At 72.8% G+C, this 25,367-nt stretch carries 24 protein-coding genes; 10 read left to right on the top strand and 14 right to left on the bottom strand.

Translation table 11 applies throughout. From position 1 onward, the window contains the following. Positions 1 to 105: 105 nt before the first annotated feature. On the bottom strand, positions 106 to 375 hold the full coding sequence (locus tag AB0K34_RS33750; protein ID WP_364553013.1) for a hypothetical protein: 270 nt from the start codon (positions 373 to 375) through the stop codon (positions 106 to 108). Between the two features lie 98 nt (positions 376 to 473). Between AB0K34_RS33750 and AB0K34_RS33745 the strand changes: the two genes are divergently transcribed. After that, positions 474 to 1,139, top strand: coding sequence for a YdcF family protein (locus tag AB0K34_RS33745; RefSeq protein WP_364553011.1), 666 nt, complete (start codon positions 474 to 476; stop codon positions 1,137 to 1,139). On the opposite strand, the gene AB0K34_RS33740 is transcribed toward AB0K34_RS33745, so the two are convergent. The 3 genes from AB0K34_RS33740 to AB0K34_RS33730 all read right to left on the bottom strand — a co-directional run bounded on the left by AB0K34_RS33740 (position 1,136) and on the right by AB0K34_RS33730 (position 3,049). Beyond that, complete coding sequence (locus tag AB0K34_RS33740) at positions 1,136 to 1,324, bottom strand: DUF5999 family protein (RefSeq protein ID WP_301176855.1); 189 nt, start codon at positions 1,322 to 1,324, stop codon at positions 1,136 to 1,138. The genes AB0K34_RS33745 and AB0K34_RS33740 overlap by 4 nt on opposite strands. Positions 1,325 to 1,482: 158 nt before the next feature. Continuing rightward, positions 1,483 to 1,980 carry a hypothetical protein gene (locus AB0K34_RS33735; protein WP_301176843.1) on the bottom strand — a complete coding sequence of 166 codons (498 nt, stop codon included), beginning with the start codon at positions 1,978 to 1,980 and terminating at the stop codon, positions 1,483 to 1,485. 253 nt (positions 1,981 to 2,233) lie between these two features. Further along, on the bottom strand, positions 2,234 to 3,049 hold the full coding sequence (locus AB0K34_RS33730) for an SAM-dependent methyltransferase (protein ID WP_301176844.1): 816 nt from the start codon (positions 3,047 to 3,049) through the stop codon (positions 2,234 to 2,236). A 216-nt stretch (positions 3,050 to 3,265) separates the two neighbouring features. Here AB0K34_RS33730 and AB0K34_RS33725 point away from each other — a divergent pair, with 216 nt between their 5' ends. From AB0K34_RS33725 to fdhA, 4 genes are all read left to right on the top strand, one after another. After that, complete coding sequence (locus AB0K34_RS33725) at positions 3,266 to 3,985, top strand: DedA family protein (protein ID WP_301176845.1); 720 nt, start codon at positions 3,266 to 3,268, stop codon at positions 3,983 to 3,985. Continuing rightward, complete coding sequence (locus AB0K34_RS33720; protein ID WP_301176846.1) at positions 3,966 to 5,147, top strand: histidine kinase; 1,182 nt, start codon at positions 3,966 to 3,968, stop codon at positions 5,145 to 5,147. The genes AB0K34_RS33725 and AB0K34_RS33720 overlap by 20 nt, the downstream gene beginning before the upstream one ends. Next, positions 5,138 to 5,794, top strand: coding sequence for a response regulator transcription factor (locus AB0K34_RS33715; protein WP_171069358.1), 657 nt, complete (start codon positions 5,138 to 5,140; stop codon positions 5,792 to 5,794). Before AB0K34_RS33720 ends, AB0K34_RS33715 begins: the two co-directional genes overlap by 10 nt. A 148-nt stretch (positions 5,795 to 5,942) precedes the next feature. Next, on the top strand, positions 5,943 to 7,157 hold the full coding sequence (gene fdhA, locus AB0K34_RS33710; RefSeq protein ID WP_301176847.1) for a formaldehyde dehydrogenase, glutathione-independent: 1,215 nt from the start codon (positions 5,943 to 5,945) through the stop codon (positions 7,155 to 7,157). Positions 7,158 to 7,178: 21 nt separating this feature from the next. On the opposite strand, the gene AB0K34_RS33705 is transcribed toward fdhA, so the two are convergent. From AB0K34_RS33705 to AB0K34_RS33695, 3 genes are read right to left on the bottom strand one after another with little or no spacing between them, the layout of a single operon-like run. Beyond that, positions 7,179 to 8,978, bottom strand: a complete 1,800-nt coding sequence (locus AB0K34_RS33705; protein WP_301176856.1) for a GMC family oxidoreductase — start codon at positions 8,976 to 8,978, stop codon at positions 7,179 to 7,181. A 5-nt stretch (positions 8,979 to 8,983) separates the two neighbouring features. After that, entirely contained in the window at positions 8,984 to 10,363 is a 1,380-nt protein-coding gene (locus AB0K34_RS33700) for a hypothetical protein (RefSeq protein ID WP_301176848.1), read from the bottom strand. Next, positions 10,360 to 11,055 carry a GntR family transcriptional regulator gene (locus tag AB0K34_RS33695; RefSeq protein WP_364553010.1) on the bottom strand — a complete coding sequence of 232 codons (696 nt, stop codon included), beginning with the start codon at positions 11,053 to 11,055 and terminating at the stop codon, positions 10,360 to 10,362. The genes AB0K34_RS33700 and AB0K34_RS33695 overlap by 4 nt, the downstream gene beginning before the upstream one ends. Before the next feature lie 105 nt (positions 11,056 to 11,160). Here AB0K34_RS33695 and AB0K34_RS33690 point away from each other — a divergent pair, with 105 nt between their 5' ends. Continuing rightward, positions 11,161 to 11,679: a YbaK/EbsC family protein gene (locus tag AB0K34_RS33690; RefSeq protein ID WP_301176857.1), complete on the top strand. Its 519-nt coding sequence runs from the start codon at positions 11,161 to 11,163 to the stop codon at positions 11,677 to 11,679. Positions 11,680 to 11,692: 13 nt separating this feature from the next. Here AB0K34_RS33690 and AB0K34_RS33685 read toward each other — a convergent pair whose 3' ends face one another. Together AB0K34_RS33685 and AB0K34_RS33680 are read right to left on the bottom strand one after the other, a co-directional pair. Then, on the bottom strand, positions 11,693 to 12,757 hold the full coding sequence (locus tag AB0K34_RS33685; RefSeq protein ID WP_364553008.1) for an FAD-binding protein: 1,065 nt from the start codon (positions 12,755 to 12,757) through the stop codon (positions 11,693 to 11,695). A gap of 11 nt (positions 12,758 to 12,768) precedes the next feature. Next, entirely contained in the window at positions 12,769 to 13,233 is a 465-nt protein-coding gene (locus AB0K34_RS33680) for a MarR family transcriptional regulator (protein WP_138640438.1), read from the bottom strand. A 117-nt stretch (positions 13,234 to 13,350) separates the two neighbouring features. Between AB0K34_RS33680 and AB0K34_RS33675 the strand changes: the two genes are divergently transcribed. Both AB0K34_RS33675 and AB0K34_RS33670 read left to right on the top strand, forming a co-directional pair. Continuing rightward, positions 13,351 to 13,809: a DoxX family protein gene (locus AB0K34_RS33675; protein WP_301176851.1), complete on the top strand. Its 459-nt coding sequence runs from the start codon at positions 13,351 to 13,353 to the stop codon at positions 13,807 to 13,809. A 299-nt stretch (positions 13,810 to 14,108) separates the two neighbouring features. Then, positions 14,109 to 15,539 carry a trehalose-6-phosphate synthase gene (locus tag AB0K34_RS33670; protein ID WP_364553006.1) on the top strand — a complete coding sequence of 477 codons (1,431 nt, stop codon included), beginning with the start codon at positions 14,109 to 14,111 and terminating at the stop codon, positions 15,537 to 15,539. Here AB0K34_RS33670 and AB0K34_RS33665 read toward each other — a convergent pair. Beyond that, entirely contained in the window at positions 15,475 to 16,140 is a 666-nt protein-coding gene (locus AB0K34_RS33665; protein ID WP_138635151.1) for an ATP-binding protein, read from the bottom strand. The two genes, AB0K34_RS33670 and AB0K34_RS33665, sit on opposite strands and share 65 nt — an antisense overlap. Positions 16,141 to 16,332: 192 nt before the next feature. On the opposite strand from AB0K34_RS33665, the gene AB0K34_RS33660 reads away from it, so the two are divergent. Together AB0K34_RS33660 and AB0K34_RS33655 are read left to right on the top strand one after the other, a co-directional pair. Next, the gene (locus tag AB0K34_RS33660; protein WP_138635154.1) at positions 16,333 to 16,563 is read left to right on the top strand and encodes a DUF397 domain-containing protein; all 231 of its coding nucleotides are present in this window, start codon (positions 16,333 to 16,335) and stop codon (positions 16,561 to 16,563) included. A 56-nt stretch (positions 16,564 to 16,619) separates the two neighbouring features. Then, positions 16,620 to 18,155, top strand: coding sequence for an acyl-CoA synthetase (locus tag AB0K34_RS33655; protein ID WP_138635157.1), 1,536 nt, complete (start codon positions 16,620 to 16,622; stop codon positions 18,153 to 18,155). Positions 18,156 to 18,231: 76 nt separating this feature from the next. Here AB0K34_RS33655 and AB0K34_RS33650 read toward each other — a convergent pair whose 3' ends face one another. The 4 genes from AB0K34_RS33650 to AB0K34_RS33635 form a co-directional block, all read right to left on the bottom strand. Continuing rightward, entirely contained in the window at positions 18,232 to 19,689 is a 1,458-nt protein-coding gene (locus AB0K34_RS33650) for a DHA2 family efflux MFS transporter permease subunit (protein WP_240807277.1), read from the bottom strand. A gap of 476 nt (positions 19,690 to 20,165) precedes the next feature. Beyond that, positions 20,166 to 21,017, bottom strand: a complete 852-nt coding sequence (vph, locus tag AB0K34_RS33645) for a viomycin phosphotransferase (protein ID WP_364553004.1) — start codon at positions 21,015 to 21,017, stop codon at positions 20,166 to 20,168. Further along, entirely contained in the window at positions 21,017 to 24,274 is a 3,258-nt protein-coding gene (locus AB0K34_RS33640) for an NACHT domain-containing protein (RefSeq protein WP_364553002.1), read from the bottom strand. Before AB0K34_RS33640 ends, vph begins: the two co-directional genes overlap by 1 nt. Before the next feature lie 108 nt (positions 24,275 to 24,382). Continuing rightward, positions 24,383 to 25,367 (bottom strand): WD40 repeat domain-containing protein (locus AB0K34_RS33635; RefSeq protein WP_364553000.1); only part of this gene is annotated, 985 nt, incomplete at its 5' end.

The raw sequence follows: 25,367 nt of genomic DNA, 5'->3' as shown, positions 1-25,367 counted from the left end.
CAGGTGCGTGCCGTTTCCCCGTGCCGCCGCCGTCATGGACAGTCGAGGGGAGCGCCCGACCCCTCTAGGACGGGCCGGCGGCGGCCGAGGTTTACGTGCGGCGGGTCAGCGGCGCATGCCGCTGCCGCCGGGTTCCTCCTCGCCGTCGGTGGTGTGCTCCAGCTCCAGGTACTCGTCCTCGGGCCAGAGTTCGTCGGCGAGGGCGGCGAGGTACTCCTCGTCGCCGGGATCGAGTTCGGCGGTCATGGACTCCGGGTGCGCGGCCGCGGGGGGCGGGGGGTCGGACGCGGTTCTCAGGGGCATCGGGCGGAGCAGGCGGGGCAGGCAGAAACCGAGCAGGGCGAGCAGGGACACGAGGACCAGGACTGTGATCACACCACACCGTCCTTTCGCGGTCGAGTTCCACATGATTCTTGCGTAAGTAGCAAAACAGTTGAACGTTAGCGGGAGGCTCCGCCGGATGGGAGTCCGACATGCGGACCGCCGGGGACAATGACCCCGTGGAGTCGCATGTGGACGCGCGGGCGCGCGAACTGGCACGGGTCGTCTGGGACCACCTCGTCCTGTCCGGCCCCCTCTCCCAGGCTGACGTGATCCTGGCGCTGGGGTGCCACGACACGCGGGTGGCGGCCCATGCGGCACGTCTCTGGCACGAGAGATGGGCGCCGCTGGTGGTCGTGACGGGCGGGCGCGGCAAGATGACCGCGGACTGGGCCGAGACCGAGGCGCAGGTCTTCGCGCGGGTGGCGCGCGAGCACGGGGTGCCGGAGGAGGCCCTGCTGCTGGAGGAGACGGCGACCAACACGGGGGAGAACATCACCGCGTCCAGGCGGCTGCTGGACGGCCGGGGCGTCGCGGTGCGGCGGGGGATCCTGGTGGCGAAGCCCTACATGACGCGGCGGTCGCTCGCGACGGCGCGGTGCCGGTGGCCCGAGGCCGAGTGGTCAGCGTCCGCGCCGGAGCTGGGGTTCGAGGCGTTCTGCGAGCGCCGGTCCATCGAGCTGATGGTGGGGGACCTGCAGCGGATGGTGGTGTACGCCGAGCGCGGCTACCAGGTGCCGATGCCCGTCCCGGCGGAGGTCTGGGCGGCCTATGAGGAGCTCGCCCGGCTCGGGTACGACGGGCACGTGATCCGCTAGGCGGTCGTGACCGGGCGGTGCGGGGCGATCACCCGGCCGTCGGGCAGCAGTTCGCCGGTGTCCTCGAAGACGACGATGCCGTTGCAGAGCAGGCTCCAGCCCTGCTCGGGGTGGTTGGCCACGGTGCGCGCCGCCTCGCGGTCGAGGTCGTCGGGCGCCGGGCACGGCGGCTCGTGCGTGCAGATGGTGTCGTGCTGAGCGGTCACGGAGTTCCTCCACGGTGTCCCAGTGATTTAGGACATAGTGCAGCCTGCCGCTGTGCGTCCGAAATATGCAAGTGGATGAGGAATTCTTTACTGTTCGTCGCGTGTGCGGGGCCCTGAGATCGGGCATTCGGTGCGATTCACCGCAAGAGCCCCCCGTCGGGCTCGTCGCCGTGGTCGACGTCCAGGCCGACCACCGACGCGCACCCCGTGCAGATCCACTCGCCGATGACGGCCTCGGAGTTGGTCCCGTGCGTCCGGTACGGGCGGTCGACCGTCCGGCGGCGCATCCCGTGGCCGCAGGAGGAGTGCAGGAGCCGGCCGCAGGTCGGGCAGGGCCACACGTCCTCGCGGCGCAGGTCGCAGCGGGGGCACAGCGGCGCCTCGTAGTGCCCGGCGGGCTCGCCGAACGCCATCTCGTCCAGCCAGTCGTGCTCCAGGTCGAGGTACTCGTCCCGCGGCCAGTGGTGGTCGGCGAGCCAGGCGAGGTACTCCTCGTCCCCCGGGCCGAGGACGGTCGTCAGCGACTCGGGGTGCTCGTCGTCCGAGCGCGGTCGGCGCCTGCCGTGCCGCGCGGTGGCCAGGAGCGTCAGCAGGCCGAGGAGCGCGGCCGCGGCCAGGCCTGTCGCCAGGGGCATCGCGGCGTCCTTGAATGATCTTGTGGCGGGAAAGTCCGATCATGAATGCACTTCACAAAACGCTGCGAACGCTACAAGAAAGGTATGACGGCGGAAAAGTCGATCAAAAAGATCCTTTACCGGGATCATGACCGGACCCGGTGTCCGAAACCGGCGGCGGCGGCGTCCGCAACCGGGCCGGCCTGCGGGGACCAGGACCACGAGCATCCCGGACGGCCCCGCGGCGGCGTGGGCCGTTTCACTCTCCGCTGAATCAGTCCTTGCGGCCGAGAACGGCCACCATCTGGGTGTGCAGCGGGTGCTCCAGCGGCCCCGCGGGCCCGTTCGGGCGCCATTCGGTCACGTGCGCCACCCCCGGCTCCAGGATCGTGAGCCCCGCCATGAAGCGCTCGATCTCCGACGAGTGGCGGAAGTAGGAGCCGCCCAGGCCCGACTGCAGGACGCGCTTGGCCTCCTCGACGCGCGGGTCGTCGCCCGAGTCGTGCAGGTGGGTGAGGACGACGTGGCTGCCGGGCGCGAGGAACGGCAGCAGCGACCGGACGACGCCCGCCGGGTCCCGGTCGTCCGGCACGTGGTGGATGATCGCGGCCAGCACGATCCCGACCGGCCGGGACGGGTCGATCAGCCGGGTCAGCGCCGGGTCGGCGAAGATCTTCGCCGGCTCGTACAGGTCGCCCTGGATGAACGTCGCGACGCCGTCCTCGGTGAGCAGCGCCCGCCCGTGCGCGAGGACGATCGGGTCGTTGTCGACGTAGACGACCTTCGCGGCGGGGTTCGCCGCCCGCGCGAACTGGTGCACGTTGGACGAGGTCGGCAGCCCGGACCCGATGTCGATGAACTGGTCGATCCCGAGGTCGCCGGCCAGGTAGGTCACCGCGCGCTCGATCGCCACCCGGTTGCCCCGCGCCACCACCGGAGCCTCCGGCACGAGCTGCATCACCATGTCGGCCACCTCGCGGTCGGCGGCGAAGTTGTCCTTGCCGCCGAGGAAGTAGTCGTACACCCGTGCGAACGTGGGCGTGGCGGGGTCGATGCCGGGGGGCGCGCTCTCGGGGAGGTCGTCGGCCACGCGTGCGGCTCCTTCCGTACGCCGCCCGCGCTGCCGCGCCGGGCGGTACTGGGAGGCCAAGCCTAAGCCCGGATCCTCCGGCCGGGCAGGCCCTTTCGCGCAATCCCGGGCGGCCGGGGGTGTGGTTTTCCGCAGGGTGGGGGTGCGGGATCCGGCCGGGCGGGTCGGCGGTGCTCTCCATGGCGGCGGGCCCCGCCGGTTCCTAGCGTCGTAGGCATGATCGGACTGATGAGCGCGGCGTCCGCCGGCGAACCCGCCGGCGGCATCGCCGGGTGGGCGACCGACCTGATGGAGCGGCTCGGCGCGCCCGGCGCCGGCCTGGCGATCGCGCTGGAGAACCTGTTCCCGCCGCTGCCGAGCGAGGTGATCCTCCCGCTCGCGGGCTTCACGGCCGCGCAGGGCCGGATGAGCCTCACCGCGGCGATCGTGTGGACGACGCTCGGCAGCGTCGTCGGCGCCCTCGCGCTCTACGGGATCGGCGCCCTCATCGGGCGGGACCGGGTCCGCGCGATCGCGGCGCGGCTGCCGCTGGTCAAGGTCGAGGACCTCGACCGGACGGAGGCGTGGTTCCTCCGGCACGGCGGCAAGGCGGTGTTCTTCGGCCGGATGATCCCGATCTTCCGGAGCCTGATCTCCGTCCCGGCGGGGGTGGAGCGGATGCGGATGCCGGTGTTCCTGGCCTACACGACGCTCGGCAGCCTGCTGTGGAACACCGTGTTCGTGCTGGCCGGGTACGGGCTCGGCGACAACTGGCGGACGGTCGAGGAGTACGTCGGCGTCTACTCCAAGGCAGTGGTCGCGGTCGCGGTCGTGGCGGCCGCGGCGTTCCTCGCGGTGCGTATCGTGAAGGCACGGCGGGCCGGTGCCGGGGACCGGCCGGCGGGGGCGCACCGGGCGGAGGCAAGAGAACGCGAACGTGACCGCATCACCTTCTGACGCCGTGCGCCGCGGCCCCGCCGTGGTCGTCCGGGCCGTGGCGGGGCTCGTGCTGGGCGCGGCCACCGCCGGCGCGGAGCTGGTGCTGCTGGCGGGGGCGGCGCTGCTCATGGCGTACTCGCTGGCCTTCTCCCGCGGCCGGCGCGCGGTCCCGGCGGCCGTCGCGGACGCCGCCGAGCTGCTGACCGAGCTGGAGATGCGGCGGCTGCGCGCCTTCCTCGGCGAGGACCGGGCCGTCCAGTACGGTCCGCTGCGGGCGCTCGCGTACCTCGTCCTGCGGGTGCCGGTCGGACTGCTCGGCGCCGCGATCCTGCTGCTGATCGGCTACGGCGCGACGCTGGGGCTCCGGCTGGCGGTGAGCTGGTGGGTCACCGGCGACTACCTGGACGGCATCCCGCCGGCCTGGTGGATCGTCCTCTACACCGCCCTCGTCGGCGGGGTGCTGCTCTTCCTCGCCGTGTACGGGCTGGTCGGCGTGGTGGCGCTGGAGAAGGGCGTGGCGCGGCGCTGCCTCGGGCCGAGCCCGCTGGAGGAGTACGAGCGCCGCATCGCGCAGCTGTCGGTCACACGGGCCGAGGTGGTGGACGCGGTGGACGACGAGCGCCGCCGCATAGAGCGCGATCTGCACGACGGCGTCCAGCAGCGGCTCGTGGCGCTCGGCATGCTGATCGGCCGGGCCCGCCGCGCGGGCGACCACGAGCGGGCGGTGGAGCTGCTGAAGCAGGCGCACGAGGAGTCGCAGCGGGCGCTCGAGGACCTGCGGGAGGTCACCTGGCGGGTGTATCCGGCCGCGCTGGACGGCGAGGGCCTGCGCGCGGCGCTGGAGACGGTGGCCGAGCGGTCCGCGGTGCCGGTGACGATCGACTACGACGTGCCGGGGCGGCCGCCGCACGCGGTGGAGACCGCCGCGTACTTCGTCGTCTGCGAGGCGGTCACGAACGCCGCCAAGCACTCCGGCGCGCGGGCGGTGCGGGTCGCCGTCGCGGGGTCCGGGACAATGATCGGCGTGCGCATCGAAGACGACGGGTGCGGGGGAGCCGACCCGGGCGGCGGCGGGCTGGCCGGCCTGGCCCGCCGCGTGGCCGCGCTGGACGGGACGTTCGCCGTGCACAGCCCGCACGGCGGCCCGACGGTGATCACCGCGGAGCTGCCGTGCGGGTGATGCTGGCCGAGGACTCGACGCTGCTCCGCGAGGGCCTGGTGCGGCTGCTCGCCGAGGAGGGCCACGAGGTGGTCGCGGCGGTCGGCGACGGCGACGCGCTGATCGCGGCGGTGGCGGCGGCGGGGGAGCAGGGCCCGCCCGACGTCGTGGTGGTGGACGTGCGGATGCCGCCGACGCACACCGACGAGGGCCTGCGCGCGGCGCTGGAGATCCGGCGGCGCTGGCCGGGGGTCGGGGTGCTCGTGCTGTCGCAGTACGTGGAGAAGCGCTACGCCACCGAGCTGATCACGGCCGACACCACCGGCGTCGGCTACCTGCTGAAGGACCGGGTCGCCCAGGTGGACGAGTTCCTGGACGCGCTCGACCGGGTCGGCGCGGGCGGGGCGGCGTTCGACCCCGAGGTGGTCCGGCGGCTGCTGGCGCACAGCACGCACGCCGATCCGCTGGCCCGCCTCACGCCCCGGGAGCGGGACGTCCTCGACAACATGGCCCAGGGGCATACGAACGCCTCGATCGCCGCCAACCTCCACATCTCGCAGAGCGCGGTCGAGAAGCACGCCAACGCGATCTTCGACAAGCTCGATCTGTCGCATGCCGCCGGCTACAGCCGCCGCGTCCTCGCGGTCCTCCGCTATCTGGGCAGCTGAACCGTCCGAAATAGGACTAACGGTCACAAACCGGGTATGGCTCCGGTTGTACGATCGCGGACGCCCCCGCGGCACGCGCGAGCACGCACGGGCGCGGGCCGCAGCCGTCCGGGCGCCTGCGAACCGGCTCTCAACCGAGGGAGAGGTCGTGGCGGACACCAACCGAGGCGTCGTGTACCAGGCGCCGGGCGAGGTCACGGTGGAGGACCTGGACTTCCCGAAGCTCGAACTGGCCGAGCAGAACGGGCGCAAGCTGCAGCACGGCGCCATCCTGAAGGTCCTGGCCACCAACATCTGCGGTTCCGACCAGCACATGGTGCGCGGCCGGACGACCGCGCCGGCCGGGCTCACGCTCGGCCACGAGATCACCGGCGAGGTGATCGAGACCGGCCGGGACGTCGAGTTCGTGAAGGAGGGCGACCTCGTCAGCGTCCCGTTCAACATCGCGTGCGGCCGCTGCCGCAACTGCAAGGAGCGCCACACCGGCGTGTGCGAGAACGTCAACCGCGAGCGGCCGGGCGCCGCCTACGGCTACGTCGACATGGGCGGCTGGCACGGCGGGCAGGCCCGCTACGCCGTCGTCCCGTACGCGGACTTCAACCTGCTCAAGTTCCCCGGCGACCGGGACACCGTCATGGCGAAGCTGCCCGACCTCGCGATGCTGTCGGACATCTTCCCGACCGGCTACCACGGCGCCTACACCGCCGGCGTCACCACCGGCTCGACCGTGTACGTGGCGGGCGCGGGACCGGTCGGCCTCGCGTGCGCGACCGCCTGCCTGCTGCTCGGCGCCGCCGTTGTGATCGTCGGCGACATGAACGAGCAGCGGCTCGCGCAGGCCCGCGGGTTCGGCTGCGAGACGATCGACCTGTCGCAGCACGGCGACGTCGGCGCGCAGATCGAGCAGATCCTCGGCGTGCCCGAGGTGGACGCGGCCGTCGACTGCGTCGGGTTCGAGGCGCGCGGCCAGGGCCACGAGGGGGCGCAGAAGGAGCAGCCCGCGACGGTCCTGAACACGCTGATGGAGATCACCCGCGCCGCCGGCGGGGTCGGCATCCCCGGCCTGTACGTGACCGGCGACCCGGGCGCGGCCGACGAGAACGCCAAGGTGGGGCAGCTCGGCCTGCGGATCGGGACCGGCTGGGCGAAGTCGGAGTACTTCGTCACCGGCCAGTGCCCGGTGATGTCCTACAACCGGCAGCTGATGATGGCGATCCTGTACGACCGGGTGCAGATCGCGCGGAACGTCAACGCGTCGGTGATCCCGCTGGAGCAGGCGCCCGAGGGGTACGCCGAGTTCGACCGGGGCGCGGCGCGCAAGTACATCCTCGACCCGCACGGCACCCTGGGCGCCGCCGCCTGACCCCGGCGGGCCGCGCCGGGCTCAGGCGATGCCGGCGGCGATCCGGGACGCCATCGCCATGATGGTGAGCTGGGGGTTCACCTCAGGGCACGTCGGCAGGACGGAGGCGTCCGCGACGTGCACCCCGCGCACGCCCCGCAGCCGCCCGGCCGGGTCGACCGGCGTGGCCGCCGCGGCGGCGCCGAGCCGCGCCGTCCCGGTCGGGTGGAACCCGGCCAGGTGCAGGTCGGCGGGCGCCGCCGCCGCGACGGCCCGGACCAGCTGGTCCTCGTCCCGGACGACGGGGTCCCGCGCGAGCCCGGTCAGCACCTCCTCGGCCCCGGCGGCGAACAGGACGCGCCCCATCGCGGTCATCGCGCGGCGGAGCCGCCCGGCGTCGCGCGGGGCGAGGTCGTAGCGGAGCAGGGCGCGGCGCCGGGCGCCGAGGACGCGGCCGGACGGGGCGTCGGCGATCATCGCGCCGAGCACGGCGAGGCGGTGCGCGCCGGCCAGCTCGCCGCGCAGCCGCCGCCCGATCCCGGGCAGCGGGAACGACGTCATGCCCGGCGGCGTGGCCGTCGCCTCGATCAGGACGCCGTCGCCGTGCAGTTCCTCGATGCCGACGCTCTGCATCACCCCGCGCCATGACTCGACGGGCTCGGCGAAGCGTCCCGCCATGTTCGTCGCGGGGTGGACGGCCATGCCCCGGCCCAGCTCCGGATGCCCGCCGAGGCCGGAGCGCCGCAGCAGCAGGGGCGTCTGCGTGGCGCCGGCCGCGACGACGATGCGGGGCGCCAGGATCTCGAACGCCGTGCCGTCTGGACGCCGCGCGCGCACACCGGTGGCGGTCCCGCGTTCGACCAGGATGCGTTCGACTCGCGCGTGGGTGACGATCCGCGCCCCCGCCTCGCACGCCTGGGGGAGCGCGTTCAGGTGCACGCCGTACTTCGCGTTGTGCGGACACCCCACGGCGCACTGCGCGCTGCCCGTGCAGCCGGGCGCGTTGCGGCGCAGCGGCGCGGCCCGCCAGCCGAGCCGTTCGGCTCCCGCGAGCGCGAGCAGCCCGTTGCGGCCGAGCGGCCCGACCGGCTGCCGCGCGACGCGCAGCGTGGCCTCGACCTCGTCCAGGTGAGCGCCGAAGTCCTCCACCGGGACGCCGAGGGACGCCCAGCGGCGCAGGACCCGGCTGGGCGTCCGGTAGCAGGTGCCGCTGTTGACGACCGTCGTCCCGCCGACCGCGCGGCCCTCGGGCAGCAGCACCGGCGGGCGGCCGAGCGCGACCGCCGTGCCGCCGTCCCGGTACAGGTCGAGGAACCGGTCGAGCGGCCGGCGCTCCCGGAACTCGGCCGCGGTGAAGCGCCGCCCCTCCTCCAGCACGACCACTGACAGGCCGCGCCGGGCGAGGGTCCGCGCCGCCATCGCGCCGCCCGCGCCGGACCCGACCACGACGGCGTCGGCGGTCGCGCAGGCCGGCCACCCGGCGGACGGCGTGCAGTCCAGCGCCGCGTCGGGCCGTACCAGGCCGCCCGGCTCCGGCGGGCCGGGCAGCAGCCCCGTCCCGGCGGCCAGCAGCAGCGGGGCCTTCACCGCCTCGATGACCCGGGCGGCGGCCGGGCGGGCCGCCAGCAGCGCGCACAGCGCGTCCCGCCGGCCGGCGTCCAGCCGGTCGATGGGCCGCCCGACGGCGAGCCGGGCCAGCGCGTCCAGCGCGCCGGTCCCGGCGGCGATCCCGAGCCGCGCCGGGCCGGGCAGCGCCCGCGCGATCGCCTCCGCGCCGGCGGTGACGCGCGCCAGCTCCGCGTCGTCGTCGATGCCGAGCAGGACCGAGACGGTCCCCGCCATGGTGCTCACCGCAGGCCCACCTCCGCGTGGCCGGTGCCGTCCAGCCGCCACTCGCGCTCGGTCCGCCAGCCGCGTCCCGCGCGGCGCGCGAGGGCGATCCGCACGTCCGCGCGCTCGGAGTTGCGGCAGACCGCCGGGGCTCCGTCCGGGTCGGCGTAGTCGACCGCGACGGTCTCCTCCGGCCGCTGCGTGACCTCGACGTTCAGCAGCCGGTCGCCGACGCGCCCCCGGACCGTCCACGTCGGGAGGCGGATGTCGGCCCGCAGCCGGAGCGCCGCGAGCAGCGGGTCGCCGGACGGCAGGTCCCGCCCGTCCACCCGGAGCCGGACGAGCGGGAGCGGGGCCATCCGGTTCAGGCCCGGCCGCGTCGAGACGGCCGCCACGATCTCGCACACGTCGCCGCCGCCGAGGTCGGCGTGCAGCCACGCCCAGCGGCGCGCGTTGCCGTGCCCGTAGATCCGGGCCGAGGCGCCCGGGGCGTCCGCCAGGTCCAGCACCCGGTCGCCGAACCGCACCGCGCCGCTGTACGCGGCCGCCGGCTTCGGGACGATCTGCGCCGCCGGCAGCAGCTCCCGCTCCCACGCCCAGCGCGGGAACGTGAACAGCGGCGGCCCGCCGCCCGACTCGCGCAGCTCCCAGCCGACCGGTCCCGCCGTGCCGGTGAGCCGGTCGCCGGTCTGGACGACCGGCCCGGCGGCGAAGGCGGCGTCCTCGCGGGGGCTCCATTCGTGCGGCCCGAACCGCCCGAACACGGGCGGCTCGCCGGGCGGGAACACGGCCGCCCAGCCGTGGGCGTGCGCGCCGCCGCCGTCGTCCGGTGCGACCAGTTCGTGGTGGAGCCACACGCCGGTGCCGGTCGCCGGGTCGGTCAGCGTCGTGTACCAGACCTCCAGCCGCCCGGCCTGCCCCCGCCAGCGCGACCGCATCGGGTCGGCGGCCCGCGCGGGGGCGCGGAAGCTCGCGAGGAAGGCCGCCAGGTCGCGGCGCAGATGGAAGCGCAGCCGCGCCTCGCCGACCACCGTCCCGTCCGCGTCGGTCACGGTGGCCGGCAGCGACGTCATCGACCGGACGGGCCGGCGCGGCGACACCGACTTCCAGCCGTCCAGGCGCAGCCGGCGGCCGTCGGCGGCCTTGAAGTCGAGCGTGTAGCGGATCCGGCGGGCGGCGATCGGCGCGACGCGCAGCCGCCCGGAGGCCGCCGGGTCGTCCGCCCAGCCCGGCACGCTGACGCGCCCGGTGACGGCGCCCTCCGCGTCGCCCCAGGGGCGCAGCACGCCGGGCAGGTCGGCGTCCAGGTCCAGCCGCATCGGCCGCGCCCGGTCCTCCCCGGCGAGCCGCAGCTCGCCCTCCATGACCTCGCTGAACGTCGTGCGCCTGGCGCTCATCGCGCCCCCTTCGTCATGATCGCCTCGGTCTCGGCGAAGTAGGCGTCGGCCGCCGCGCGCGCCCGGTCCGGGTCGCCGTCGCACAGCGCGCCGATCAGCGGCGCGAGCCGGTCCGCCGCCGCGCCGGGGTCGGCGAACGCGTGCGCGAACCCCTCCCGGACGGCCAGGTAGGCGTTCAGCAGCGCGTTCACCATGAACCCGTACACCCGGTTGCCGGTCGCGCCGCCGATGACGCGGTGGATCTCGCACTCGGCGAGCTGCGCCGCGTCGGCGTCCGGCGCGTTCCGGACCTCGTCGGCCAGGTCGCGCAGCAGGGCCCGCGGCGCGGCCGTCGCGTGCTCGGCCGCCCGCGCCGCCACCCGCGCGCCGACCTCGCGCCGCACCTCGAAGATCTCCGCCATCCAGGCGGGCCCGACCGTGCGGGCCAGCATCGGCAGCAGTTCGGGGCCGCCGAGCCGCTCGTAGTCGCGGACGCGCGTGCCCACCCCGTGCCGCGTCTCCAGCAGCCCCGCCTGCGCGAGCCGGACGATCGCGTGCTTCAGCGACGTCCGCGTCACCGCGTACCCGGCGGCCAGCTCCCGCTCGGGCGGCAGGTAGGAGCCGGGCGGGTACCGGCCGCTGAGCACGTCGTCGCGCAGCCGGTCGACGAGCGAGTCCACGACGGTGTCGCGGGGGATCGGCGAGGACGGCAACGGAACCTCCAGTGGTCGAGTGGCTCAGCCACTGGACCACGCGGGGCGTCCCGGCGTCAAGAGCGTGGCAGGGTGGGGACCGAAACCACGGAAGGGGACGCACAGATGCTCGGCACGCTCGACTGGGAACCGGCGGACGAACGGCACGACCTCCTCGCGGCGCCCGTCGCCGCCGCGATCGGCGCCGTGCCCGAGGCCGAGGTCGCGGAGATCGACCCGGAGCTGGCCGACACGGCCGCGTTCTGCGAGCGGTACGCCGTCCCCCTCGACGCCAGCGCCAACTGCGTGGTCGTCGCCGCCAAGCGCGGCGGCGAGGTCTCCTACGCCGCCTGCATGGTCCTCGCCACCGGCCGCGCCGACGTGAACGGCGTCGTCCGCAAGCACCTCGGCGCCCGCAAGGTCTCGTTCGCGCCGATGGCGGACGCGACCTCGCTCACCGCCATGGAGTACGGCGGGATCACCCCGGTCGGCCTCCCTGAGGGCTGGCCGGTCCTGGTGGACGAGGCCGTCGCCGCCGCCCCGCGCGTGGTCATCGGCAGCGGCCTGCGCAAGTCGAAGGTCATGCTGCCCGGCAAGGCGCTCACGGGCCTCCCGTCCGCCGAGCTCCTCGCGCTGGCCCTGTGAGCGACGCGGCCGCCTACCCGGTCGAGTCGACCGCGTAGCGGGCGCCGCCGACCGCCAGGGCCCGGTCGAGGAGCCGCCGGTTGGCCGCGAGCATCTCCGCGACGGGCGCGCAGCCCGGCGAGGCCGTGCGCAGGACGCTGAACAGCACCGTTCCGGTGCGGAGCGCCTTGACCAGGACGACGCCGCTGAGGCCCAGGTCGGCCGTCGTCATCTCGGCGAGCGTCGACTCGATCACCGCGGCGGCGCGGTGCTCGGGCAGGAACACCATGGCCCACGGGTGCGGGCGCGCCCACTCGCTGAGCGCGACCAGCTCCTCGACGTCGGGCCGCATCCGGTCGGCGAAGTCGAGGTAGCCGAGGCTCTCGGTCTCGGTGGTGCCGGGCGGCGGCTCGCCCCCGTCCCCGTATAGGACGGCCTTGGCCTCGAACCGCCAGCCGCCGCCGGACGGCTTGGCCTGGCCCGAGATGTGCTCGGCCCGCACCTCGCGCTGGACCCGCAGCAGGTCGCCGGCGCTCCGGCAGGGGATCGTGCAGGACAGCACGCGCTCCGGGGCGGGGACGAGCCGCAGCGTCGCCGCGGTGATGACGCCGTGCCCGCCGAGGCCGCCCCGGACGGCGTCGAACAGCTCCGGCCGCTCGGCGGGGGAGCAGGTGACGACCCGCCCGCCGGCGACGACCTCCAGGGCGAGCACGTTGTCGGCCTGCGTGCCGTGCCGGTGGGACGTCCCGCCGACGCCGCCCGCGGAGACCGTCCCGCCGACCGTCACGTCCAGGTGGTCGGTCAGGACGGGCGGGGTCAGCCCGCGCGGCAGCGTCGCGGCGAGGACCTCGCGCCAGCTCGTCCCGGCGCCGACGGCGACCTGCCGCTCGCCGATCGCGTGGACGCCCGCCAGCCCGCGCATGTCGAGGGAGACGCCCGTGGTCAGGGACTGGCCGAAGGTGGAGTGCCCAAGGCCGCGCGGGACCGCGTCCAGCCCGCCGGCGGCGGCCTCGCGGACGGCCTCCAGGACCTCCTGCGCCGACCCCGGACGGACGATCCGCACGGGCGACCGCTCGACGATGCCCCCGAAATCGCGCATGCCGGGCGGGCCTAGCGCGCGCGGAGGCGGTCGGCCACGCGGCCGAGCGCCTCGCCGAGCAGGTCGATCTCCTCCGGCGTCAGCACGTCGATGAGCGTCTCGCGGACGACGCGGCGGTGCCCGGGGCGGACCCGGTCGAGCGCGGCGGCGCCGTCGTCGGTGAGCTCCGCCCACACCGACCGGCGGTCCGTCGCGCAGCCCGCGCGTTTCACGAGCCCGGCCCGTTCGAGCTGGGTGACCTGGTAGGTGAGCCGGCTCTTGGAGACCATCACCTCCCGGGCGAGGTCCGACATGCGCAGCCGGCGGTCGGGGGCGGACCGCAGCCTGACCAGCACCTCGAACTCGGCGTGGGACAGCCCGCCGTCCCGTTTGAGCTGCCGCTCGACCTCGTGGTCCACCAGGTGGCCGGCCGCGAGGAAGGCCATCCAGGCGCGCAGCTCACGTGGTTCCAGGGCGGCGTCCCCCACTTCGTTCATGCGGTGATTCTAGTTGGCATGAAAACCCTCTTGAAGTTTCTAAATGGTCTGAATTTGAATCATCCTGCTAGCGTTCTGCTAGTTCATGTTTGAACCTTCAACCGGAGGAGACGAGGCATGCTCCCACCCCGCCGCCACCCCGCCCTGCCCGACGCCGGCCTGCTCCTCGGCAGGCTGGCGGTCGGCGTCGTCTTCGTCGCGCACGGCTGGCAGAAGCTCACCGACGAGGGCCACGCCGCCGTCGCCCGCTCGTTCGACCACCTCGGCATCCCGCTGCCGGGCCTCGCCGCCGTCTACGGCACCTGGGTCGAGCTGCTCGGCGGCATCGCGCTCATCGCCGGCGTCCTGGTGCCGCTCGCCGGCGTCCTGATCGCCCTCGACATGGCCGGGGCCTTCTGGTACGTCCACATGGACAAGGGCCTGTTCAGCCAGGAGGGCGGCTACGAGTACGTGCTCGTGCTCGGTGTCGTCTGCCTGCTGTTCGCGTTCACGGGCGCGGGCCGCTTCTCCGTCGATTCACTGCTGTGGGGCCGGCGCCGCGACGCCGCGCCCGATCGGCAGTCCGTCCCCGCCTGAGCACCCGCCCGGCGGCCGGGACCGGGCCGGACGGCCCGCCACGGGGCCCGGCCCGGCCGCCGATGTGATCTGGGTAACTTTTTCGCTCGCGCCCCGGGTGCCGTGACCGCCGCGTCAGGACGGGTCACCTGCCCGGAAAGCAATATGGCCCGCTCCAATCCCCCGGCTGAGTGCTCCCGGCCCCCTGACATCCGCCTTTTCCGCCGCCTGCTCCTTAGCGTCGAAGTGACAAGATGTTCCTGATGACCGTTTTTGGGCATGAGTGATCGCTGAGGGTTTCCTGGAGAGGCGGGTCGCAGGTGTCGCGCGGTAGTGAGTTCGTTGTGGTGGCAAATCGGCTTCCGGTCGACCGGATCGTCGGGGCGGACGGCGCCCCCCGCTGGAGGCGCAGCCCCGGCGGGCTGGTGAGCGCCATCGCCCCGGTCATGCGCCGGCGGAAGGGCACCTGGATCGGCTGGACCGGCGCGCCGGACGAGGAACTGGAGCCGTTCGAAGAGGACGGCATGTCGCTCCACCCCATCGCGCAGTCCGCCCGCGAGGTCGAGCTCTACTACGAGGGCTTCTCCAACGCGACGCTCTGGCCGCTCTACCACGACGTCGTCGCCCCGCCCGTGTACGACCGCGCGATGTGGGACGCCTACGTCCGCGTGAACCGGCGGTTCGCGGAGGCGGCGGCGAAGGTCGCGGCCAAGGAGGCGATCGTCTGGGTGCAGGACTACCAGCTCCAGCTCGTCCCGTCGATGCTGCGCGAGCTGCGCCCCGACCTGCGCATCGGGTTCTTCCTGCACATCCCGTTCCCGCCCGTCGAGCTGTTCTGGCAGCTGCCGTGGCGGCGGCGGATCCTGGAGGGCCTGCTCGGCGCCGACCTGGTCGGCTTCCAGCTCCCCGGCGCGGCGGCCAACTTCGTGCGGCTGTGCCGCCGGCTGCTGGACGCCCGCTACGTCAAGCAGGACGTCTTCTGGGACGACCGCGTCGTGCGCGCCCGCGCGTTCCCCATCTCCGTGGACGTGGGCGAGCTGAACGACCTGGTGGCGCGCCAGGACGTCCAGGAGCGGGCGCAGGAGATCCGGGCCGACCTCGGCGACGCCACGGTGCTGCTCGGCGTCGACCGGCTCGACTACACCAAGGGCATCACGCAGCGGCTGCAGGCGTTCGGGGAGCTGTTCGAGGACGGCCACCTGAAGCCGGGCCAGGCGGTGTTCGTGCAGATCGCCACGCCGAGCCGGGAGCGCGTCGAGCAGTACCAGCTGCTCCGCGAGGATATCGAGCAACAGGTCGGCCGGATCAACGGCGAGTACGGCGAGATCGGGTTTCCGGTCATCCACTATCTGCACAGTTCGTATGACCGTGCCGAGCTGACCGCGCTCTACCTGGCGGCGGACGTGATGGTGGTCACCCCGCTGCGGGACGGCATGAACCTGGTCGCCAAGGAGTACGTCGCCTGCCGCAAGGACCTGCGCGGCGCGCTCGTGCTGAGCGAGTTCACCGGCGCCGCCGCGGAGCTGCGGCGCGGCGGGTTCATGGTGAACCCCTACGACATCGACGGGCTCAAGGGCACGCTGCGCGACGCGCTGAACGCCGAGCCCGCCGAGCAGGCGCGGCGGATGCGCTCGATGCGCCGCCGCGTCATCGAGCACGACGTGGACCGCTGGGCCCAGTCGTTCCTCAGCGAGCTGGAGAGTCCGGAGCGGTCGCGGGCCGAGCCGGCTCCGGTGATGCTGGAGGGCTGACCCGCAGGTCGAAGGCCGCCCAGACGGCCTTCCCGCCGGTGGCGAGCCGCGCCCAGCCCCAGGCGTCGCTGATCGCGCCGACGACCACGAGGCCGCGGCCGCCCTCGGTGAACCGGTCGGGCTCGCCCGGCACCGGCTCGGGCACGCGGCCCGACGGGTCGGTCACCGAGACGACGAGCCGCCGCGGGTGCCCGACCAGCACCAGCTGGATCGGGCACAGCGGCAGCGGCTGGGGGAGGCCCTCCAGCCCGTGCCGCAGCGCGTTCGTCACCAGTTCCGACACCGCGACGACGACGTCTCCGGCGTCCCCGCCGAGGCCCCAGTCGTCCAGCGTGGCCTGCGTGAACTCGCGCGCCGCCCGGGGCGCGGTGATCTCCGCGGGCAGCACCCGCCGCGCGGTGCGCGGGGTGCCGGCGTGCGGGGCGGGCCAGAGCCCGGCCAGGCCCGGCACGGCGGCCGGGACGCTCGGGCGGGGGTTCGCCGGGATGTTCGGCGCGGGCGGCGCCGCGTCCGGCCAGTGCGCGTGCACGGCGGCGCGCCGCGACCGGCCGCCTCCCATGGCGGCGGGGGCCGCGACTTCGTCTGCCTGGTCAACGGTCATGGTCAAACCTCAGAGGCGTGCGGAGTGGTCACCGGTGAGCGTTCGCTATCTTGCTCCCCAAGCCGTGCAGATGCAAGACCGTCTGCATGAACGAATGCAAGAACGAATGCACGTGCATCTCGTACCATTGTGTGGGGTGGGGCGAGATCGCGGCCTCCCGTGTGGAGGCTGAGACGCCTAGAGGGGGCAGACATGGACGGCCACCACATGCCGGACGTCCGGCGGACCGGGCTCGTCTGGCAGAAGAGCCGCCGGAGCAACCCGTCCGGGAACTGCGTCGAGATGGCCGAACTCCCCAGCGGGGAGATCGCCGTGCGCAACTCCCGGGACCCGGAGGGAGCGATCCTCGTCTACACGCGCGAGGAGGTGGAGGCGTTCGTGGGCGGGGCCAAGGACGGCGACTTCGACCACATGCTCGTCTGACGCCCGATAAACCGAACGGCATTCCAATCGGCGGTCCGGCCCGGTAGGTTGCGGCCATGCACCTGGGGCAGATCGCCGCTCAGACGCCCGACAAGCCCGCCGTGATCATGGCGGGCTCCGGGCGGGTCGTCACCTTCCGGGAACTGAACGAGGAGTCCAACCGGCTCGCGCAGCTGCTCCGCGCGGAGGGGCTGCGCCCGGGGGACCACATCGCGTTCATGCTGGAGAACCATCCGCTCTACCTGGCCATCGCCTGGGCCGCCCAGCGGTCGGGCCTCTACTACACCCCCATCAGCTCGCGGCTCCAGGACGAGGAGCTCGCCTACATCGTGGGCAACTGCGAGGCCAAGGTCTTCATCGCCGGCGCGTCGATGGAGGCGGCCGCGCGATCCGCGCCGGACGTGCCGCTGTGCCTCATGCTCGGCGGCACGGCCCCCGGCTACGAGTCGTACGAGGAGCGCGTCGCCCGGTACCCGTCCACCCCGATCGAGGACGAGTGCGAGGGCATGGACATGCTCTACTCGTCGGGCACCACGGGCCGCCCCAAGGGCGTGAAGCCGCCGCTGTCCAAGGCGCCCATGGGCGAGGCCGGGCCGCTCTACATGCTGATCTCGCACCTGTTCGCGGCCGGCGGCGACTCGGTGTACCTGTCCCCGGCGCCGCTCTACCACGCCGCGCCGCTGCGCTACTCGCTCGTCTTCCACCGGCTCGGCGCCACCGTCGTCGTGATGGAGAAGTTCGACCCCGAGCAGGCGCTCGCCGCAATCGAGAAGTACCGCGTCACGCACAGCCAGTGGGTGCCGACCATGTTCATCCGGATGCTGAAGCTCCCGGACGAGACCCGCGCCCGCTACGACCTCTCCTCGCTGGCCTACGCCGTGCACGCGGCAGCGCCCTGCCCCGTCCCCGCCAAGGAGCGGATGATCGAGTGGTGGGGCCCGATCCTGCACGAGTACTACGCGGGCACCGAGGGCAACTGCTTCGTCTACACCAACTCCGAGGACTGGCTCGCCCACAAGGGCTCCGTCGGGCGTCCCATCCTGGGCGAGGTCCACGTGTGCGACGAGGAGGGCGACGAACTGCCGCCGGGCGAGTCCGGCACGCTCTACTTCGGCAACGGGCCCACGTTCGAGTACCACGGCGACGAGGAGAAGACCGCCGCCACCCGCGACCCGAAGGGCCGCGGCTGGACCACCCTCGGCGACGTCGGCTACGTGGACGAGGACGGCTTCCTCTACCTCACCGACCGCCGCGCCTACATGATCATCAGCGGCGGGGTGAACATCTACCCGCAGGAGGCCGAGAACGTCCTCGCGGTGCACCCCAAGGTCGCCGACGTCGCGGTGTTCGGCGTCCCCGACGCCGAGATGGGGGAGGCGGTGAAGGCCGTCGTCCAGCCCCTGTCGATGGACGAGGCCGGCCCCGAGTTGGAGGCCGAGCTGATCGCCTATTGCCGCGACCACCTCGCCCACTACAAGTGCCCGCGGTCGGTCGACTTCCGGCCCGAACTGCCCCGGCACCCGACCGGCAAGCTCTACAAGCGGCTGCTGAAGGACGAGTACTGGGCCGACAGGCGGTCTGCGACGGCCTGAGAGGGCCCTGAAAAGGCGAAACCCCGGCCGGGCCCACTCGGGGTCCGGCCGGGGTCTGGAACGCGCCAGGGACGTTCTAGTGCATCGGCATCGGCGCGTCGACCGCCGGGGTCTCCGGCTTCTTGCGCGGCAGCAGCAGCGCCGGCAGGAACGCCAGGGCGATCAGGCCGACCGCGTACCAGTAGGTGTGCTGGAACGCGTCCGCCATCGGCCCGGCGATCTTCTCCATGATCGCCGGGGGCACCTTCTCGGTGCTGCCGATCTCGCCGCCGGCCCCGCCGCCGAGCTTGGCGGTGAGCTGGTTCGCCAGCAGCACCGACATCAGCGCGGTGCCGATGGAGGCCGACACCTGCTGGATGATGTTCAGCATCGTGCTGGCCCGCGGGACCTCGTCGTGGCCGAGGGTCTGGATGGCCGCGGCCATCGTCGGCATCATGGTCAGGCCCATGCCGAGACCCATCACGAACAGCACCGTGCCGAGCACCCAGTAGGACGTGTCGCCCTCCAGCACCGCCGCGAAGCCGGCGACCGACAGCACCACCACGACCAGGCCGCCGAGCACGACCCGCCCGGGGCCGATCCGGTCGGTGAGCTTGCCGCCGATCGGCATCGTGACCATCGCGCCGAACCCCTGCGGGGCCAGCAGCAGGCCGGCCGCCATCGCGCCCTCGCCGCGCACGACCTGGTAGTACAGCGGCAGCAGCAGCATCGCGCCCATGAACGCGGTTACGAACATCACCATCGTGCCGGAGGCCGCCGCCACCGACCGGCGCTTCAGCAGCCGCAGGTCGATCAGGGGGCTCGCGGCCGTCAGTGCACGGAACACGAACGCGATCACCAGCACCGCGCCGGCGACCGTGAACACCGCCGGCTCGGTCTGCAGGAAGTCCTTCTCCTCGGCGCCGCGCGCGATGCCGTAGATCAGGGCCGCCAGACCGGGCGACAGCAGGAGCAGCCCGAGCAGGTCGAGCCGCTCGGCCGGCTTCGGCTCGTCCCGCTTGAGGATCTTCGCGGCCAGCACCAGCGAGATGATCCCGATCGGCAGGTTGATGAAGAAGATCCAGCGCCACGACACGTCGTCGACGAGGTAGCCGCCGATGATCGGGCCGAGGATCGGGCCGAGCAGCATCGGCACGCCGACGATGCTCATCACCTGGCCGACCCGCTGCGGGCCGGCCGCCTGGGTCATGATCGTCATACCGGCCGGCATGATCATGCCGCCGCCGAGGCCCTGCAGCACCCGGAAGAGGATCAGGGACTCCGCCGACCAGGCCAGGCCGGCGAGCGTCGAGCCGATCACGAACAGCAGGATCGACACCATGTACAGGCGCTTGGTGCCGAACCTCGCACACGCCCACCCGGTGACCGGGATCACCGTGGCCAGTGCCAATGTGTAGCCAGTCGCCACCCACTGGATCGTCGCCAGCGAGGTGTTGAACTCCTTGGCCAGGTCGTTGATGGCCACGTTGACGACGGTCACGTCCAGGATGGACATGATCGCGCCGAGGACGACGACCCCGGCCACGGCCAGCACGCCGCGGTCGAGACCGCCGCCGGCGTCGGGTTGCTTCAGTGGGCCATCCGCCGTCGCTTGAGACGCGGGAGCGGTCAACTCTCTTCCAATCGTCGGGGCCCGCACGCGGGCACGCAGGACCGTGGGCACGTTTCAGGGGGTAGGTCGCAAAAATACTGCAGCGACTGACACTTTCGCGAACCGTTAAACTTCGCGCGCTCCGGGAGTATTCCAGCGGGGTCCGACGAATCGGCCCTGCTCTCCGGCCTCCAGCCTGAGACCTCGACCACAGTCGAGGTCAACGAGGTGTGACGCACACGACACCGGACTCCTCCCTTCGCGCTCCCTCAATGGACCGGCGCCGCGCCGAGAACTCATCGCCACCAACCGGACAACTCGCGCCGCTCTCGCCGCCGTGCCGCCTCACCTGCGTCGGCGTACGAAAAGTAGTCGCACGATCACGGTGTCCAGTCGCGTCTTATGTGCTCCGGACTGGCTCAGCGGTAGCCCGCCAGGCCGTCCGCGAGTTCCTCGTCGTCGCCGTCGCGGACGGCGTAGAGGGCTTGCTGCAGGGCGAACGTGCCGCGGATCGCAGCGATGCGGGCGAGGAGTTCACGGTGCGACCCCGCGCTGAGGGCGAGCATGCGTTTCAGCAGCTCAGGGCCGTAACTGGCGCTGATGGCGGCGAGGTCTTCGGCCGGGTCGCCGAGGGCGACGTCGTCCCAGTCGAGTACTCCGGAGAGGCGCGGCAGGCCGTCTGCCCACTCCCACAGGACGTTCTCGGCTCCGAGGTCGCCATGGACCACTGCGTGCGTGACATGAGGGAGGCCGTCGAGTGCCGCGAGTTCCCGCTCGGCGCGCAGGCGCCCGCTGGCGGACATGAGCTGGAACAACTCCGTGCGCACGTCGTCCGCGAACCGCCGCCAGTGGTCTTCCGGCGCCTGGGGGATGACCGCTCGTACCGTCTCGTCGGCGCCGGCACGGGCGAGACCGGACAGCAGCGCGGCGTACTGCGCCGCCACGGAGTCGATCACGTGGGCGTCGTTGAGTGCGTCAGCCTTCAGCGGCTGCCCCGGAATGCGGCTGAGGACCAGGAACGGCGTCTCGCCGGTGCCGGGTGCGCCGCCCTGCGACAGCGGCTCGGGCGTGCGGAAGCCGAGGTCGAGGCGGGCGAGCGCGTGAAGCACGGCCGCCCGCGTGGGCAACCGGTCGGCCGCCGCCGGGGTGCGGGGCAGGCACACGACGCGGTCCGCGCCCATGACCACGATGTGGAACTGGCCTTGGCGTACTTGCAGGTCATCCGGGTCGTCAGCGGGCAGCAGACGGTTCAGCAGATCGCGATGATCCATCAGCGGACTTTCAGTCGCCGTCCGAGCGCCTCGGCCCCACGGACGTCCTGCCCTGCCTCGACGGTGACGGTGAGTTTGCGGTTGGCGGCCAGAGGCGCGAGATCGAGCCCGGGTGCGGCGCCGCCGAGATCGAGGTACCGGAGGTTCGGCAGGGAGGCCAAATGGCTCAGATCGCCTAGGCGGGTGCACTCCTCGAGCCAGAGCTGACGCAACTCGGAGAGACCGCGCAGTGGCCGGAGGTCTTCGATGAGCGTTCCGGACAGGTTCAGGTGCAGGAGGCCGGTCAAGGAGGAGAGCGGCTCGAAGTCGGTCACGTTCTCGCAGCGAGCGATATAGAGCCCCTCCAGCGGCAGGGTGGTGAGCGGCCGAAGATCAGTTACCCAGGCGCAGCGGTTCGCGGCCAGCGTCGCGAGGCGGGGGGCCGCCCGGCCTATGCGGTCAAGACCGTCGTCAAGATGCGAACCGCTGATCCCGAAAGTCAGGAATCTCTCAAGGGGAGGGAGCATGGTGAGGCTCGTGAGGTGCGTGCATCCGACCATCCACAGAGTCGTCAACCTCGACTGGCGCTGGAGCGGCGAGTAATCCGTGATCATGCCGCACTCCCTCAGCCAGAGGCTCTTGAGGAGAGGAAGGCGGTCCAGGAAGCCGAGGGCGCCGACGTGAGGATGTTCGAGTGTGAAGGCTCGCAGCGCGGGCAGCGGCGGCAGCGCCATGGGATCGACCATCGACCGCCTGGCACGAAGGCCGAGATACGTCAGCGTTTCCGCGTGGCCTGTGAGGAAGTCGAGATCATCGATGTCGTCCATGTGAACGAACAGATCTGAAAGGGGCTTGACACGCCCGAGGGCGCGCAGGTGGTGGGGGGCCTGGAGCAGCGTGAGAGTGCCTCCGGCCGGGGCATTGGCGAGTACCCGGTCGGCGAATTCGTCGGCGTCGAAGTAGGTCCACGCCGTACCGATTTGCTCCCGAACCCCGCGACGGGCATCGGAGGCGTAGCGTGCGAGGACGTCCAGGGCGTGCGGCCCGTTGATCAGGGCGGCCGTCCGCACGGTCGCGCGGGCGGCCGCCTCGCTGAGATTCTCGAGCGTGCTCGGCAGCCGAGAGAGCACGGGCTCGCCGGCGGTGGCGAGGGAGCGGGCCGAGGCTTCGTCTCGGGGCGGGATCAGGTCGTCCAGGCACCGGTTGAGGTCTTCCCGGAGGTCGTCCGGTATCGACGGGAGTGTCTCCAGGCAGGCGACGGCCACCAGTTTCAGCGTGCGGGCGCGTCGCTGCTCCGAGCGGGCGCGGCTCAGGACGCCGGAGAGGAGTTCGCGCCTCAGCGGCTCGTTGGCGTGGCCGGCGGCCATGATGACGGTCTCCCGCCAGGTGTCGCGGTGCGCGTACCTGATGAGGAGGTCCATGTCGCCGAGGTCGGCGGCCTGTTTGGCGGCGAGGTACTCCTGGACGGTCCGGTGGACGAAGTCGATGCGGCCCGGGACCGGCTCGCGCAGGACGCCGCTGCGCTGGAGCAGCTCGTCCAGGACCGTGCTCGGGCGGACGTGGACCTGCGGCATCGACGCCAGCCGGTCGGCGACGAGTCGCTCGACCATCGGTTTCGGCAGTTCCACGCGGGCGCTGGTGGAGAGGTGCCAGGCGATGTCCTGGAGTATGCGGATCTTCTGCTCGCGTTCGAGGGCGCTCGGAATGCCGCGCTTGGTGTCCCGCGTCTCCAGGAGCATCTCAAGGGCGGCACCGTAGAGGCCCATGCGATTGCGGGGGAGTGCTTCGCGGTCGAGGTTGAGCGCGCAGAGCATGGCGGCGAGCAATGGGCTGGACGCGAGGGCTCGCAGGTGAGGAGCGCCTTCAAGTCGTGCGAGGAGCCGCGCCTCGTAGGACGGCAGGCGCTCCGGCTCGCACGGCAGGTCGGCGCAGTCGCGGACGGCGGTGTGCCAGTGCTGGACGAGCGTCCTGATCTCCGCCGGGGAGAGCTGCTCGAGGAAGGCCGTCGCGAACCCTTCGGCGCGGAGCCAGTCGGAGGCGGCCGCCGCCGGACGCGAGGTGACGATGATCCGGATGTCGCGGAACTCGGTGACGATCCGCTTGAGCCATTCCCGGACCGCCTGGCGCTGGCTACCGGTGACCTCGTCCACGCCGTCCACGAGGAGCAGTGCCCGGCCGGATGAGAGCTGCCGGTGCGCCCACCCGCGCGGCATGATCCCGGCGAGGTGACCGGCGACGTCGTCGATGAACTCTTCGGGACGCGGCAAGAGTTTGCCCGCGTGGCTGCGCAGCTTGATGACGAACGGGACGGACCCGTTCCACTTGCTCAGCGGGCCGCTGAACGAACCCCGCGCCGCCGTGACCGCGAGCCATCGCAGCAAGGTGCTCTTGCCGCCGCCCGCCTCACCGCGCAACAACAACAGCCGGTGGTCGGCCAAGGCCGCTTCGACCCGGACGGACCCGGCCCTGACCCCGTCCCGCCAATCGCTGACCGGCACCGCATGCGGCCTCGACGGCCGGGCAGCCCGCTTGCTCTCATCCGACACGTTGAGGCTGATGTAGGCGACGCTCAGCGCGGTCTGCGGACGCGTGAACCGCTCGAACCGGACGCCGAACAGTTCCAGGGTGTCGAGGGACTCGCTGATCGAAGCGAGGTACCGGCGGGTGAACTCGTCATCGTCCGACGTGCCTTCCGGTGCGTCGAGGGTGCGTGCGGGGAGCCGCGCCAGGACGGTGCCGACCTGGTCGGCCAGGCCGCTCAGCCTGCCCAGCATCTCCGCCGACGCGCGCGGCCCGAACTGCGGGAGGTGGACGATGATGCGGGCGAGGCAGTCGCAGCATTCGTCCAGCACCACTTCGTACAGTCGGGCACCGGCCTCGCCCAGTTCGAACTCGGCTCGCCGGTCTGGAAGCCGCGTCCGCAGGCCGCGCGCCAGCTTCACCGGGTCGGCGTCGGCCGAGAAGAAGGCGTCGTCCGACAGATCGGCATTGTCGAGAGTGCGGACCACCTCGTGCAGCGCCGCCTGGCGGTCGCCGTCGGTGAGCCCGCCGAATTCGCGTCCCGCGAAGGTCAGGAGCCGGTCGGCGACCGAATCCGCGATGTCCTCGAACTGCCGCTGGACGCGCCGCCGCTTGATCTCGTCCGGGAACCCCGTCTTGATCAGCTCGACGAGGTCCCTTCCGGCTCCGTCCCTGGTCGAACGCCCGGCGAGCCACCGCCCCACGGCCAGTTGCGTCACCGACATGCCCACCCGCACCGCGGCGACCTCGACCGACACGCCACCCCCCGGATTCAGTGGAAGCTGCCATTATGGCGAGTAATCGGGCGCCGTTTCCCGGCTTTCCCGCGTCCATGTTCGGACGCCGGATGAGGGCCCCGCCTCCTGCTACCGGAAGGTCCAGAGGCGGGTCGTCCCGGTGCCGCTGGTGGTGGCGAAGCTCTGGCCGTGGGGGGCGAAGGCCAGCGCCTGCTCGTCGTCGGCGTCGCCGGGGAGCGTCGCCGTGTTGCGGCCCGTCGGGACGTGCCACAGGCGGATGTTCTTCTGGTCGGCGGTGACGAGCGTGTCGCCGTCCGGGCTGAACCCCAGGGCCTGGACCTCCCCGCCGAGGTCTCTGACGGTGGTCTTCAGGTCGCCGCCGGCCGCCTTCCGGATTTCGTATCCGTAGTAGCCGCCGGTGGAGGCCGCCACGGTCGTCCCGTCGGGGCTGAACGCGAGGCACGGGATCTCGGTGGCGTCGCGCGGTGCGATCTCGGTGGCCTTGCCGGACGAGACGTCCCAGACGGTGAAGCGTCCGGCGAAGGCGTAGCCGCCCGCGAGGGATCTGCCGTCCGGTGAGAAGGTGAGCGCCTTGGCGTAGTAGTCGGTCTTCATCGGGACGGACTTGCCGGTGGCGATGTCCCAGACCTGGACGTAGTGGGGGCCGTTGCCGACGCTGACGGCGAGGGAGCGGCCGTCCGGGCTGAACGCGAGCGCCTGGACGCCCTGGATCCGCGGGAAGGTCTTGCGGATCTTCCCGGACGCCGCGTCCCACAGGTGGACGACCTTGTCGTCGCCGGAGGTGGCGAGGGTCTTCGCGTCCGGGCTGAAGGCCATGGGCCGCCGGTAGGTCTCGGCGTTGTCATCGATCTTGCGGGTGGTGACCTGGGCGGTGGCCAGGTCCCAGCGCAGGATGGTGGAGAACCCGGCGCCCCACAGGGTCCTGCCGTCGGGGGAGAACGCCACGGCGTGCACCGCGACCTCCGAGCTCGGCAGGGTCATGCCGGTGGGGACGCCGATCGGGGTCTTCGGGGCGTTCCGCCGGGCGGCGGGCGCGTCCGAGGGCCACAGCAGCACGGCCGGGACGGCCGCGGCGGCGGTCGCCGCGGCGGCC

Source organism: Actinomadura sp. NPDC049382 (assembly GCF_040677125.1).
GTDB classification, from domain to species: Bacteria; Actinomycetota; Actinomycetes; order Streptosporangiales; family Streptosporangiaceae; genus Spirillospora; species Spirillospora geliboluensis.
The sequence above is the reverse complement of the archived record's forward strand: the minus strand, read 5'-3'. Positions and strand labels throughout refer to the sequence as shown.